Origin of the sequence: Sphingobacterium puteale (assembly GCF_050986225.1) — a bacterium.
GTDB classification, from domain to species: domain Bacteria; phylum Bacteroidota; class Bacteroidia; order Sphingobacteriales; family Sphingobacteriaceae; genus Sphingobacterium; species Sphingobacterium puteale.
The window spans coordinates 1,436,458-1,451,033 of record NZ_CP158959.1 but is presented as its reverse complement, the minus strand read 5'-3'; the positions used below and the strand labels follow the sequence as shown (position 1 = coordinate 1,451,033).

The window sequence follows — 14,576 nt, the reverse complement described above, 5'->3', positions numbered from 1 at the left end:
AATAGTTGACTATATGATTAAAGTTTTTCGATTTCTTTGGCAGAAAAGCCAGAGTAGCGCATAATCTGTTCGATAGGAACACCATCTTTCTTCATTGCACGTGCAAATTCAATAGCCTTTTTATATTCTCCTTCTGCAAGTCCTTTAACTTTCCCTTCTGCAAGTCCTTTAACTTTCCCTTCTGCAAGTCCTTTAGCTTTCCCTTCTGCAAGTCCTTTAGCTTTCCCTTCTGCAAGCCCTTTAGCTTTCCCTTCTGCAAGTCCTTTAGCTTTCCCTTCTGCAAGTCCTAGTTTTAGACCTTCTTCAAGACCAACCTTTCGACCTTCCTCACGTCCGGTATTTATTGCCGAATTGAAAACGCTTTCGGCATCTCTTTTATGTTTTAAACTTGCTTCGTATGACATCAGATCTTCCTCCGTTAATTTACCTATCTCTCCTATTTCAAAGATAAGGCCAAATATTCGCTTATCCAAAAAAGCCGGCAATTTATCCATGGTACTCAGATGTTTAAGAAGATATAACCATTGATCCATGACCGAAACTAGCTCTTCGGGAGTTTTATTAAAAAGAGGTAAGGATACCATTTTATAGCCCAGCTTATCGTAAAATATTTCATGTGTATTTTTATCACATAGCGCTACATCATAGAAATAAGGATGACCTGTATCCGGATGTTCGAAACCTTTTCTTTCATCCATTCGAAATTCCAAAATGCCAATAAAATACACTTCAGGCAAGCAATAACTGTTACCTTTCTTGCCGCGGGTCAATTGTTTATTGATCAGTCTTGAGGTATAATAAATAGCCCGATCCTTAAAGAACTCTTGAAATAATTGCTGCATCTCAACGATAAAATGCTTGCCATCATCGCTAATACAAAGCAGATCAAAAACTACACGGCGTATGTCCTCATGATCTCCATCATGTTCCACAGTCTTATAGCGTAGATCCTTCACAACCTTTTCTCCTTCAAACAGGCTATTCAGAAATTCAATCAATAAAATTTTGTTCTCCTCTCTTCCAAAATAAAACTTCCAACCGAAATCAGTACGTGGATCAACATACTTCCCAAGATGCTTTTTTAAACTGGTCATATAATTACAAACTGGTTATGAAGCAAATATAATAAAAATTAGTTTAAAATACTAAAATAATTAGCAAAATAAATATTAATCAATGTAGTTATCCCAGAACTCAACTATACACTTTCCATCTATAATTACCTAGCTCCGTTTTAAGTTTCACCTACTGTTGACCTACAGTTAGCTTACTATTGGCCTACTGCAATAGGTAAACAGTAGGCTAACTGTAAACCAAAAGAGGGGCAAAGGGCGAACAAGGCCAGGAAAAATAGCAAAGAAAATAGGAAGTTAAGCGAAGGATATTTTGTACTAGTTGTTGATCCTATCTTCGAAAGTCATTCGGTATTTCCCAAGTCTAGGCTTGTTGTTATACATTGCTCGATCCTTCTTTTAAAATTACTATTCAATAATAAGGTTTATACCCACTATTTTGGCTTTATACTTAATTTTTTCGATAAGACCGTAGTAGCTCCAGTTTCGCAACAAGAATTCATCACCTTTGGTCATTTCCTCCTTATTGGATTGGTTGACCAATAAGAGGGTACCCGCTTGTGCTTTCACACAAAGCTCAATTAATCTACGGCTATACAGGTAGAGTTTGGTATCTACGTAATTTTTCTCCTTTTCATTGTAGTGTTCCAAGCTTTTTATTTTCCGCTTACGCCCACCTTTATCAAATGCGGCAGCCTTTTGCAAGCGATGTCGCGCTGCTTGGATAGCCATACGACGGTAAGTAAATTCTTCTTTATTGCCGATCCAAAAGGGCTCCTTACCTATAGTTACCGCTGTAGGATGTTCGATGGAAAGTGACGCTTCGGCGATAACGTTATCCTTTAGTTCTTGGATTTTTTTGGAAGCTCGAGTGCAAGAAGGAGAAAAATCTTGCCTTTGACAATTTTGATTGCGCTGCTACAGATTTTGAGCTGCCTATTGTAAATACAAGTATTTTTTACCGCAAAAAAAGCGGAGAATAAACAATTTATTCTCCGTATAAAATAATATTTAGGGTCATTTAAGGATTAATGACCAGGCTGCTCTCCAAATCTGTCATAAATACAGGCCCTATATTCTGGGCTTTCAGCAGATCGCGATCTTTCGTATCTAATTTAGGCACTCCCGCATCTGCTGCTCCCGATATCCGGGCTTGCCGAGGTTGTGATCTGGGACTGAAACCAAGTTGTGACAAGTTTTCTTCAAACATTGATTTTAATGATGTAATAACTAGGTTAATTTTTTTCTAAAAAATCTTTAGATACTACTCCACCCGCGTTGACTCCAATATTAAATAAAATGGCAAAAAGAAATAGACAGATATTTTTCCATTATAATTTCTTCAAACTAAAACTGATATCCGGATTTTTGAAAGATATTAATTCTTTGATCAAGTAAAAAATCTAAGTCGCCATATTCGTACCATCTGCTTTCTATCAACCCGCTAACAAGTTTAAATGAACTGACTCCGGCGGGAACAATATTACTTGAATTAAATTTAATTATTTCAATTGGGTTAGCTTTATTTGATTTTCGTTCTTCAACTCGTTCATAATATATTCTAATACTATGAGTTGTAGTTAATGGTATCGTTTTGGAGGCGTTTTGATAGAAATCCACATATATATCGTAAGTCTTTTCAGATCCGTCAGGAGTTGATTGATAACTGGTAACATCTAATCGCATATCTATATAAGGAGAAACTCCATATATATAATTGATCCCGGAGATATCACCTGTAGAAAAATCGCTTCTATTAAGTGGCCAATTATAAGTGGGATCAGATTTATTTTTTAAAACACTACTCATAGGGTACATCATTATAGAATTAAAATCAAAAAAACCAACATCAAATCCAATAAAATTTGTATCATATTTTTGATAATCAATACTATTTGCTACGCTAGGAGAAACATCCACAAACTCGTCTCGATCAGATCTTGTATGTTCATGGAATAATCCAATAGCATGGCCGATTTCATGCATTACTGTCCCATATCCTGCTACCGGGCTAATATGAATTTGCTGAGCTCCTCCTATTCTTCCCAAATTAGACATACTTGCAGATGGGTGATTAACAAAAACTACATAGTCATTATGCCAAGATTGTTTCGGCACTAATTTAATCGGAGTTTGAGCATCATAGCGACTTATTGCTTCATTAATTCGTGACACATCATAAAAATTACTTTCAATTAGGTAAGGAACTTCTCCATTTGGCCATTTACTAACAAGATTAGTCATTACCGCACTTCTTGGTAAAGTCGAGCCAGTCAAGCTTTTTAAAGTTAAAAATTGCTTCTTGCTAAGAAGAATGTCATCTGCGATATAGTAATTACCTTGTATTTCTAAGACCTTAATTTCACTACCCCCAGGTAAATTAAACTTATGAATTGTAGAATCAGTAGGTGACACTTCTTCAATTTGGGATGTATTAATTTCATTTTCTTTTCTACAACTAACTAACGAGACCGCTAGTAAAATAAAATAGGAAAGATTTTTAATGTCTCTTTTCATATTTATCATTATTTTAGATTAACTATATAAACTATTTCTACTAAAGATAACAAATTAAAAACAAATTATCACTATCATTCTAAATAAAATTAGCAATGTATAAAAAGGAATTCTTTCTTTTCAAAAAGTTTGTTTTTCGATACAACCATTGTCTATCCCCCTGATGTTTAAAATACCCCAAACCGCCCGTTTTTATCAGGCATTTTTTTCCCAGATAAAAGGATCGTCGGCCCACTTTTTAAAAATCAATTTTCATAAAAATTTTCAGGCGTATAAAACTCACCAAGTTAGACAAATTCTACCTGTAGATAACTTTTTTCTGTATATATTTCAGTAAAAATATTCGATCAATGCAGCCCATATTTATATTTGTATGGAATTTTGTGATATGCCTCAAAACTGGTCACTTTAAGCAGCTGTTTAGGTGTTTGAAAAAGATCTTTATCTGCCAGCTTTGTTTGTACATCATCGCTACCGTACCCCGCTTCCAATACACGTTGTTAGTGAGAAATTCATATTCATTTCCCCGTTGTGCTGTCCAAAACGTGTACAAGCCCCAGTTTTTGTTTCCATATCGTTTGAACGCCCCCCATTCAAGGTGATGATCTGATCCTTAATGATCCCACCCTCAATCGTCGACTCACTCTAACAGCTACGAGGTAGTTCATATTTTCTTTGCTCCGTGTTACAAAGAACCTGCTGTTGCTGTACAAAATATTCATCCAAATATTCATCCAATTAAAATCCAGATAGCCGCGGTCCATCACAACAACGCTGTCCTTTGAAAAATTAAAAGTGTTCGCCTTTTTACTTTCGTGTACCTTCCCCTTGGCAATCTCCATGAAGACGGGTGGGCGGCCATCATAGTCTAGTATGGCATTTAGTTTCGCTGCATTCTTATTGCTCAGAAATTTCGCCCATAGCGTCCATCAGGTATACCTTGCGGTTTAATGTACTGAGTTCTTTACGCTGATTGACATCTTTATTCCACAGATAGGCCATAAGTGCGAAATAGAAATCTTTCGACGGGGTATGGTCACTATGTTCATTCATATACGAAACGCTCGATGTGCTCGGCGTCTGGGAAATACCAATGTGGTTAATATTACCTGTAGTGCTCCGAAAACCATTACTGATATCACGAACCGAATCTGCCAGAAAAAAGACAAAATAACATGCTCGCAAGATGTGTTCAACTGCTGAGGCCTTTTCGATGTTTGTCGCTGTCTTATTTAGATACCAACTTTTTAAAAATATCCGGGTCTATCAAATACAGGAGCTGACTAAAAACACTTCTATTTTCCATGCTACTGGTTGCGTATTTGTGATTTCAATATAAGATTTTTTGAAATCACAAATACGCAACTTTTTTTTATAGTCTTTTTCCATTCGTTTTGGACGGCATTGAATAAAATTATATTACAATGTTATGGGCGAATCTAAATTTAATTTTCGGTGGATTATTGGCTATGTAGGTTGCTCAAAAAACAACGAGCTTTATTTTAATCAGATAACTATGGTAGAGGTCGTCCATGAAAAAATGAGGCTCTCATTATTCAAAAATTTATGATAATGAAGGTTTTCCACTTGACGAATTGAAAGCGGGACAGATAAATAGTAGTAAAACAGTTTTCTATGAAAAGCTATATCTGAATGTAAACCGTTAAGGGACGGAAAAGGTCAAGAAAAATTAATGACAATACTAAACCGCGGCGACACTCGCCATCCCTGTAAAAAATAAATTCGAAAAAAAATCTTTAGATACCGTAAATTAAACCCAATGAAATCCCTGTAGCGTAATAAGACGCTCCATTAAATCGAGTTGTGGAATTATCACCATATTTATAATAAGAGATATCAAGCCCTTTTGATGAAGATTGTTTACCCGATAGCATACTTAGATATAAATTAAATTGATCAAAAATATTTCTTTCAACCTGTATTTTTATCGACCATCCATTGCCATTGGCCATTTGTTCAAAACTCACTGGATGCTGAAAATCTTTGATCAGATTCCAGTTTGCTTTAGAATGGTATTTGATAAATGAATAGGTCACCTCTGAACTAATAGAGGTTGCCTTATTAATAAGATAGTCAGCACCAAGATTTAGGGATAATGCCTTCCATCTAGAGTCGTAAGTTGTGTTAAGGTCTGGGATCTCATCTTTAAGTAGATAAAATCTATGTTTATTTTGAATAATATGAGTACCTGTATTAAATGAGATCTTTTTGAGATTAAAAAAAGTATAACGTCCACCAAGTTTTATCGAACTTTGATTTCCTTTATTGCTCGAAAAAGATTCATCATAAGTCATGTCTGTGCGGTTATCACCTGAATAATCACGATCCTTAGCCATTCCAGAAATAGTAAAACCTCTTTGATAAGCGAAAAAAACAGTAATTTTTTGCTGGACAGGATATATCAATTTTAATTCAGGTCCAATTGTAAGAATGTTATCGTATTTTAATTCCGAAAGTACATTTGGGTCTGTTCCATTAATATTCCCAGCAATCGACCAGTCTAACTTAGAAATATATAAATGAGAGCCAACAGATATCTGGAAATCCTTATTCTGAGCATAAGAATAATTTAATGAAATTATTAAAACAATAATTAGCCAGTTGAAGTAGGTTTTCATCTAATTTCGTTATTTAAGTTTACAATTTTATAAAATGTGGTTTTATCTCCAATTTTGATTGCCTTCATACTTTCCTCACCTAGAAGCTCGCTACTGTCGTATGAATATTTTACTAATGGAGCAATCTTTACATACTTCTCAGTCATACCTTTTGGCCGATCTCAATTTTTTCGTCTTTCTCTCGCAGATTTACTCACTTACTTTGTCTACAAAAATCTTTTCAATCCCAATTTTCTTGAAACAATTAATTTGTAAATCTAAATTTTAGTCAAACTTGCTGGCTACCATATACAATCACTTTCGTCATAAACGTTAAAAAAGTGGCGGTGTTTCGATAAAGCAAAGTTGCTATATTCAAATCGCCAAATTTTAACACACCGCCAATTGTAAATTTAAACGTTTTTAGTCAGATTTTATCCCTTGTCGACCGCGAATTCTTCAAAGATTTGGTCGCTAAATACTAGAGTTACAGACACCAAAGAGAGATCAACAGCTAGACGCATCTTGAGAGCATGTTATTTTGCCATTTTCTGGCAGATTCAGTTCGGGATATCACTAACGGCTTGCGCAGTGCGACAGATAATCTTAACCATTTAGGAGTTGGTAGAGCTCCCAACAAGTCCAATATTTCCTATAAACAGCATTGCAGTTATGAATTCTTTAAGGTCTATACCTTTCGCTATTAGATAATCTATGACAAAAGGATAACCATTTGCGCAGTATCAACTTTTGTGGACACCTCTGAAAATGCAGCGATGCCCCTTTTATTAGACCACCTATAAACGAAAAAATGGACAGCTAAAGATCTTCCCACAATAAAAACAAAGGTCAAAATCGAAATGATTACAAAATCGCTGTTTGTTAAAGCGAAACACATGTCTAAAATTTATTTAGGACGGTAGTCATTACCAATAATTATAACTACATTTTACTTATGTATGAAGTTGCTACATTTGAGTGGACATTAAGGTGGCCTGTCGATAATACTAGGGCGTAAATGCTTATGATATCGTTTTAATTGTTCGAATTACTTCAAAAAAATCGCCGATCTATATAAATAGATCGGCGATTTTTTTATTGGCCAAATCAGATTAATTAAAGATATAACGAATGCCTAATTGCATTTGATATCTAGAATCTATACCTGTATTGTTTCTAAATGTCTGTTCTTTAAGATTCTGACTAACCGTGTAAGTCGGCTTATTGTCATTTACGCCCTGATATTGCATAAAGTTTGTAATATTAGGTGTTTTGGTAACGCCCCATTTACTGTTCAATAAGTTACCTACATTGATAATATCAAGTGACACTTGTAGTCTATGATTATCTTTTGTTTTCAACACTTTAGATAATTCTTGCATAATCCGAATATCAAAACGATTCATCCAAGGGTACTCCGCACCATTCCTTTCAGCATATTGCCCTCTTCTTGTGCTTAAATATTTGTCTTGGCTAATAAAGGCATCAAGTCTTGCCCATTGTGCGTCTGCGGTTTCAGCTTTAGTTTTACCAGCAACCTCCTTGATATCAACTAAGGCTATATCGGCGCGATCTTTAGGTACATACATTAAAGCGTTAGAGAATCGTCTATCTGCATTAAGGATATCACCACTAACTACATAGTTATATCTTGTTGCACCAAAGACATCCCCATATGGTCTTCCTTCATAGACTAAACCAATTCTAGTAGGCAATTGAGGAGTAATATTGAAGTTCACATTTACTGCTGCGATGATACGATTTCTAACAACAAAACTCGAGTATGCTAAAACTGGACTATTCGGATTGTCTACAATTGCATTTCCTGCAAAAGCAGAGTTTGCTTGCGAACCTGGATTCGATGTGATGTCTTTTGCACTACTATGGGTATAGGCAATCATCGCATCCCCATATTTACCAAAACGTTTCTCCAATTGCGCAGTAATACTGTAGGCATTTCCTTTGGAAGTATTATCCAATACAATAGCACGTGTAATAGACGGATTGATCTGTCTTGCATTATCTGCTGCCAACCAATATGATCTGGTATCACCAGTACCAGTAAATCTTCCTTTCGGATCTGTTAAGTTTGCATCCCGATGATATACCTCATTGATTGATTTGGTATAGATCCCCTCTAAAGTAGCTTTCATATCCCATGGTAAGCTATACTCAACAGCTAGATTCGAACGCCAGATTTGCGGCATTTTAAAATCTCTCGAAGTAACATCGATTTCGTAAGTCGCAGGGTTCTGGCGATCTGCAGGTAAGTACGCTGTAGGATCTGGATTAAACGGTCTATTTATCGTCCCTTTATTTTCAAGTATATTACCAAACGTCATACCCGTCTGCCCCGCTTGATTTGTTAACCAGACGCCCGGTACTCCACCAGTGAAGATCCCAGTTCCCCCACGTAATACAAATGACCGATCCTGTCTAATATCCCAATCAAATCCTGCTCTTGGTGACACCAATACTCTGGCTTTCGGTAAACGTGATACATCTAATTTCTCGCCATTCGCGAAGGTCATACCAAGCACCTTCTCATTCGTTACGATATCTGTGGTATAAACTGGAATGTCTGCGCGGATACCATAACTTAGTTTAAAGTTTGGCTTCACAAACCACTCATCTTGTGCATACAGAGCAATCGGCATCATGCTAAAATCAGCGGATGGTCTTTCATTACCAGGAACGACAGAATAGGTTAACTGATATTGCGTAGGAAGTGCTGTTTTATCACCTTTAGCTGCCGCAATAAAGTCATCCATATTTTTGTAACGGAATTGTCCGTTCATAAATTGAGCAAAAGCATTGCTAAATTTTTGATAGCTCAAAGATCCACCAAATGTAAACGTATGAGCCCCAGCAAAAATATTAAAGTTATCGGTGACACTAAATAAATTCTGATCCAGTTTATTTAAGATCGAAAATGGTTCTGAACCAAAAGAGATGTAGTTAGCACCAGAACCATTTTCAATATCGACCGTTGGGAAGAGACTACCTTTAGGATCACGAAAATCTCTAAAAGCAGAATAAACCACTTGGATCTGATTTGCATACTTGCTATTGAATGTAGAGTTTAACTCAGCGGTAATGGAATTGATGTTGTTATTTTGACGATAACGAAGATTAGAGAAAATCAACGAAGTTGTGCTAGGCCCACGTCCACTATTACTGTTTGATGTACTGGGATTAATATCCCTATAAGAATCTAAGTGATTATAACGAAGGGTAAATTTATGTTTTTCATTAATATTCCAGTCAATTTTTGCGGTAATATTATTGGCTTTTTGTTCGTTATCAAATCCTTCATAAACTCCCGGATCATAACCAAATTGCTCCATTAAAGTTTTCTGAACCAAATCCAAATCCGAAGCCTTTACAAGTGACTCATTTGCAGCTCCAGTTCCTCTATTGGCTAAAAAGTTTGAGCCTGGTGTAGTTCTTTTGGTTGTTTCACCATTCAAGAAGAAGAATAGTTTATTCTTAATAATTGGACCTCCAACACTAAAACCCAATTGGTTATTTTTATAAGTTTCGTTTTTAGCTAATTTTTCACCATCAACTTTGTAACCTTGTAAATCTTGATTTTTAAAATACCAGTAGGCCGACCCAGTCACCGTATTGGTACCCGATTTGGTAATTGCATTGACACCCGCACCTGTAAATCCACCTTGTTTCACATCATATGGCGAAAGATTAATCTGAATAGCCTCAATCGCATCCAATGAAAAAGGTTGAGCACTTGTTTGGCCTCCAGGAAGAGATGATAAACCGAATGCATTGTTCATCTGTGCACCATCCAAGGTCAACGAGTTGAATAAGCTGTTTCTACCAGCAAATGAAAAACCGTCACCTTGAGAGTTTGCCTGTGGATTTAATTTTGTCAAATCCGTAATACTTCTGGAAATAGCGGGCATCTCCTCAATTTTCTTTCTACTGACAATAGTAGACACCCCAGTCTTTGTAGCACCTCTGCGTGCAGTAACAGTGACTTCCTCTAAAGTCGTGCTCTTATCCGCAAATACAGGATTTAACACAAAAGGTTGTCCTAGCTGCAAATAAACATCATTATAAATAATTGGGTCTTGTCCAACATACGTTACTTCAATCGTGTAAGGTCCCCCAACCCGCATATTCGCTAAGTTAAACCTTCCAGCAGCATTTGCCGATCCCGAATAAACCGTTCCCGATGGCACGTGTGTTGCCTTAATAGTAGCTCCAGAAGTTAAACTGCCGTTTGCCTCTTTTACAATACCTGTAACGCTACTTGTCGTGACCTGAGCTTGTACAGCACCATAACTGGCCATTACAAGAGCGAAAAAGAGTAAAGATCTTTTCATATAATGTGATTTGTTAAAAAATGTTAAGCAAAATTACTAAGAGATTTCAAATAACAAAGGACTTAATATAAACTTAACATACTACAACACATCTAGTTTCTATCATTCGACCACAAATCGCAGGCCTTTCACACAATTTTTGCACAAAAAAAACGTTATAACATCTTTTAAACAGCCATTAACGAAGAATCAAATCCAAACAAAATAGTTTTCAACACTGCATCAAACTAGCATATTTGTAACAACATTCTTCCAATCATAAAGAAGCTTTTTAAAAAAAATTCACTAACTTTCTGTCAACCGAGCATTTTATTGATCAACTCGTTTTTTGTAGCAATGGCGCTACTAACCTAGGATTTGTATTAAAACTGTAAACTATTGTCCCTGCGAATTGGTTTTCTCTAAAAATCTGTTTTTAAAAACGGATAACTTTTTAGAAATTCGCACACCTTTATAATTTTCTTTTCATGGAAGTCGGTATTCAAAATTCTTCTTTTCACGAACCCGCAGACATTAAACTGTCTCCAGCAGGGCTTTCTTTCTTAGCTTCAGCAGCTAAATGGGCCAATTTTTTGGCTATTGTCTGTTTTATTTTTATCGGAATATCGGCCATCACCATGATTAGCTTGATCTTTGGGGCCAGTGCCTTATCTTTGGGTCAGGGTGAATATGTCTCGGCCGGTACAATATCGACCTTCGGTGTACTTTACTTACTGCTGCTGGCTTTCTCCTGCCTCCCAATTTATTATTTGTATAATTTCGGATCTAAAGCAAGAAAAGCAATAGAAAACCGCGACAGCATTCAGCTTGAACTCTGTCTCGATGCCCTAAAAAAGCATTATAAATTCATCGGGATCATCGTTATTATCACGATCGGATTTAATTTTCTGGGTCTTATACTTGGAGTTGTATTAGGTATCTCTGATGCAATTGCAGGTGTATAAACTAAAATAGCATAAACTGAAAACAAAAAAAGGGAGCATAACAGATGCTCCCTTTCTATTATAATCAAATTACGTTTTTACTTTTTGTAATACCGCATTGCATTTGGAATCTGTTTCTCAATATCCGCAATACGACGGGCATCACTCGGGTGGGTACTCAAAAACTCGGGTTGACCTTTTTGACTGCCCGATGCCATACGCTTCCAAAATCCAATGGCTTCATTCGGATCGTAACCGGCCAACGCCATAATAATTAACCCAGCCTGATCGGCAGAAGACTCATCGCTTCGGGAGAATTTCAACTGTGCCAAGCTTCCCCCCAAACCATATAGGTTGTTAAAAATACCTAGTGAGCTGCTACCCGTCATCCCCGCTGCTGACCCCAGGATCTGCCCACCCATTTGTAAAGCCATCTGGTTGGATGCCTGCGCCACGGAATGCTCTTCAATAGCATGGGCAATTTCATGCCCCATTACTGTCGCCATACCTGCTTCGGTGCGCGTTACCTGTAATATTCCTGTATATACAGCGACTTTACCGCCCGGCATACACCAAGCATTCACATCGTCGCTCTTCACCAAGTTAAATTCCCAGTTGAAATTATATTTATTGGCTATACCCTTGCTTTGCAGATATTGGTTTACCGCTGTTGCCAATCGGTTACCCACACGTTTCACCATTGCTGCATCCGCTGTACCGGTAATCACCTTTGCACTATTTTTCGATAAAAAATCTTTATAAGCTAATGCTGCCTGCTGATTCACTTGGTCAGCACTGACCAATTTCAAATATTTCTTTCCAGTAACCGCTGAAGTTGCACAACCTGACATCCCCGATGCTAGCGCAACACAGGCCAAAACCATAGCCGAATACTTAAATATGCCTTTCATAATATTCTATTAAAATCCGTTTTACAGGATACAATTATTGTGCCTATTCTTTTTCCTTCGATTTTTTCTTGAACAGATAAATCTTGGATTCATGTCCCTTTAGCAGACGCTCAATATTCTTTTGATGGGTAATCAATAAGAGTATACAGATCGCGATACCATACAGTAATACCGAAGGAATCGTAGTCTTAAAAATAAATGCCAAACTAAACGGAAAGGCAAATCCAGCAGATATCGAACTTAAAGACACATAATGGGTGGTCAATAGGATAATGATAAATACTGACACACAGACCAAAGCTGCAGGTGTATGTATTGCAAGGATCATCCCGCACAATGTCGCGACCCCTTTTCCTCCCCGAAAGCCTGCAAACACCGGAAATAGGTGCCCGATCACAGCAATCACCCCCAGTGCCAACTGAAAATTAACGAACTGAACATCACTGGTATTCTGCCCCAGCTCAATCAGGTAAGCAAGATTTGTCGCCGTCCATCCCTTAAATATATCCACAAACATCACGATGGAACCGGCACGCGGCCCTAAAACGCGAAAGGTGTTAGTCGCTCCAGCATTACCACTCCCATACTCACGAACATCTACGCCATAAAATGCTTGACCCAACCAAACCGCTGTAGGTATAGAACCAAACAAATAAGCTAGTAATACTGCAATTACTAAATAAATCGATATCATTAAATTAAATCAGTTCTTATAATAATTTGGCCTTCAAACTAAGATCCAAACTCTTGACACTGTGTGTCAAAGCGCCCACCGAGATATAGTCTACTCCAGCCTCTGCATATGACCGAATGGTTTCAAATGTTATTCCTCCAGAGGCTTCTGTCTTAAAGCGATGACCGATAATTTTAACAGCTTCGGCCACATCCGCAGGTGAAAAATTATCCAACATGATTCGGTCCACTTCGCCAAAGTTAAGAACTTCGTCAAGTTCCGCAAAATTTCGGACCTCAATTTCTATTTCTATTGGTTTATTTAATTTCTTTCGATACTCGTTTGCACGTGTCAATGCAGGTACAATTCCGCCACTATAATCCACATGATTGTCCTTGATCAGGATCATGTCGAATAAACCAAAACGGTGATTGGTTCCCCCACCGATTTTTACAGCTTCCTTTTCCAATACACGGAGTAAAGGTGTCGTCTTGCGGGTATCCAATACTTGAGTACCTGTACCTTTTAACAGATCTACATATTTTCGGGTTGTCGTCGCAATGCCACTCATACGTTGCATTACATTCAACACCAAACGTTCTGCCAGCAAAATACTTCGGATATTCCCGCGCACAAAAAAGGCTATATCACCAACTTTTACCTCGCTCCCATCTTGAATAAACACTTCACAGGCTAAGGTCTCGTCGATATAGCTGATGATCGCCAGGGCAACTTCAACACCCGCCAAAACGCCATCGTCTTTCACAATCAGTTTCGCTTCACCCTGCGCTCCTGCCGCAATCGTGGATAATGAGGTATGATCACCATCCCCAACATCTTCAGCGACTGATTGTTTTACAAATTGCGCCAAATAGTCCTTGATTTCCTTCTCCATAAATACAATTTATTGGGCTAAGATGTGGAATAATTTTTTAATCGGAAAATAGAATGATAAAAAAATAGTGTCTGGCTTAACTTTTATCGACGCGAAGTTCCTCGATGGACTGATTATTGGATCCAGCTCCGATCTTAATAAATACGCGGTAGTTTGCCTGTTCGGTCGCCAGTGAAAAGGTGAAGTATTGATAACCATTATTCGCATTGCTGGCCTGGGTCAGTTTAACGGTCTTGGGTTTATGTTGATTAAAAAATGTACCTAACATAATCTCGGATTGGTACTTGGTATACACACCGTTTTCACCCAAAATAGACAAGGTCAGATTGGATCCAAAATATTTAGCTATATTCTTTGCATTTCCCTCCCTTAAATAGGTTTTAAGTTCTTCGGAAATACTTCCCAAAGACAATTCCCCGACCTGTAAAGCAGGCTGCGCTAAGTCATTAAAATCTTTTGAATTATGCCCTGAGGCGTCAGTGTGTATAAAAAGACTATAGACAAATATAAATACGCAATAGCTAAAAAGTTTCATATAGCTCAGAATAAAATAGAACAGTTTCCACAATAGATGTATCAATTATTAGGTAGCATAGTTTACACCAAACATAAACTATGCC

13 protein-coding genes and 1 pseudogene are annotated in these 14,576 nt (G+C 37.3%); 2 read left to right on the top strand and 12 right to left on the bottom strand.

Going from position 1 to position 14,576, the window contains the following annotated elements; genetic code table 11:
• Window positions 1–17: 17 nt before the first annotated feature.
• From ABTV71_RS06050 to ABTV71_RS06020, 7 genes are all read right to left on the bottom strand, one after another.
• On the bottom strand, window positions 18–1,094 hold the full coding sequence (locus ABTV71_RS06050) for a PD-(D/E)XK nuclease family transposase (RefSeq protein WP_433902498.1): 1,077 nt from the start codon (window positions 1,092–1,094) through the stop codon (window positions 18–20).
• 387 nt (window positions 1,095–1,481) lie between these two features.
• Entirely contained in the window at window positions 1,482–1,805 is a 324-nt protein-coding gene (locus tag ABTV71_RS06045) for a hypothetical protein (RefSeq protein ID WP_433902497.1), read from the bottom strand.
• Between the two features lie 289 nt (window positions 1,806–2,094).
• On the bottom strand, window positions 2,095–2,283 hold the full coding sequence (locus ABTV71_RS06040) for a hypothetical protein (protein WP_433902496.1): 189 nt from the start codon (window positions 2,281–2,283) through the stop codon (window positions 2,095–2,097).
• A 137-nt stretch (window positions 2,284–2,420) separates the two neighbouring features.
• Window positions 2,421–3,590, bottom strand: coding sequence for a M12 family metallopeptidase (locus ABTV71_RS06035; protein WP_433902495.1), 1,170 nt, complete (start codon window positions 3,588–3,590; stop codon window positions 2,421–2,423).
• Window positions 3,591–4,183: 593 nt separating this feature from the next.
• Window positions 4,184–4,498 (bottom strand): transposase, encoded by a 315-nt coding sequence (locus ABTV71_RS06030; protein ID WP_433903697.1) that lies wholly within the window; start codon window positions 4,496–4,498, stop codon window positions 4,184–4,186.
• Window positions 4,488–4,643, bottom strand: coding sequence for a hypothetical protein (locus ABTV71_RS06025; protein WP_433902494.1), 156 nt, complete (start codon window positions 4,641–4,643; stop codon window positions 4,488–4,490). The genes ABTV71_RS06030 and ABTV71_RS06025 overlap by 11 nt, the downstream gene beginning before the upstream one ends.
• Window positions 4,644–5,347: 704 nt before the next feature.
• Window positions 5,348–6,229, bottom strand: a complete 882-nt coding sequence (locus ABTV71_RS06020; protein WP_433902493.1) for a hypothetical protein — start codon at window positions 6,227–6,229, stop codon at window positions 5,348–5,350.
• A 509-nt stretch (window positions 6,230–6,738) separates the two neighbouring features.
• On the opposite strand from ABTV71_RS06020, the pseudogene ABTV71_RS06015 reads away from it, so the two are divergent.
• Window positions 6,739–6,915, top strand: a pseudogene (locus tag ABTV71_RS06015) (hypothetical protein); the annotation flags it as partial.
• A 405-nt stretch (window positions 6,916–7,320) separates the two neighbouring features.
• Here the strand turns inward: ABTV71_RS06015 and ABTV71_RS06010 are convergent.
• Entirely contained in the window at window positions 7,321–10,554 is a 3,234-nt protein-coding gene (locus ABTV71_RS06010; RefSeq protein ID WP_433902492.1) for a carboxypeptidase regulatory-like domain-containing protein, read from the bottom strand.
• Between the two features lie 467 nt (window positions 10,555–11,021).
• Here ABTV71_RS06010 and ABTV71_RS06005 point away from each other — a divergent pair, with 467 nt between their 5' ends.
• Window positions 11,022–11,498 carry a hypothetical protein gene (locus ABTV71_RS06005; RefSeq protein ID WP_121124985.1) on the top strand — a complete coding sequence of 159 codons (477 nt, stop codon included), beginning with the start codon at window positions 11,022–11,024 and terminating at the stop codon, window positions 11,496–11,498.
• A gap of 77 nt (window positions 11,499–11,575) precedes the next feature.
• Here the strand turns inward: ABTV71_RS06005 and ABTV71_RS06000 are convergent, their stop codons facing one another.
• The 4 genes from ABTV71_RS06000 to ABTV71_RS05985 all read right to left on the bottom strand — a co-directional run bounded on the left by ABTV71_RS06000 (window position 11,576) and on the right by ABTV71_RS05985 (window position 14,491).
• The gene (locus tag ABTV71_RS06000; protein ID WP_108637028.1) at window positions 11,576–12,388 is read right to left on the bottom strand and encodes a M48 family metallopeptidase; all 813 of its coding nucleotides are present in this window, start codon (window positions 12,386–12,388) and stop codon (window positions 11,576–11,578) included.
• Window positions 12,389–12,431: 43 nt separating this feature from the next.
• A complete protein-coding gene (gene plsY, locus ABTV71_RS05995) occupies window positions 12,432–13,082 on the bottom strand; it encodes a glycerol-3-phosphate 1-O-acyltransferase PlsY (protein ID WP_108637029.1) in 651 nt (216 codons plus the stop codon).
• 16 nt (window positions 13,083–13,098) lie between these two features.
• A complete protein-coding gene (gene nadC, locus ABTV71_RS05990) occupies window positions 13,099–13,956 on the bottom strand; it encodes a carboxylating nicotinate-nucleotide diphosphorylase (protein ID WP_121124984.1) in 858 nt (285 codons plus the stop codon).
• A 76-nt stretch (window positions 13,957–14,032) separates the two neighbouring features.
• Window positions 14,033–14,491 carry a DUF4783 domain-containing protein gene (locus tag ABTV71_RS05985; RefSeq protein ID WP_121124983.1) on the bottom strand — a complete coding sequence of 153 codons (459 nt, stop codon included), beginning with the start codon at window positions 14,489–14,491 and terminating at the stop codon, window positions 14,033–14,035.
• Window positions 14,492–14,576 lie beyond the last annotated feature (85 nt).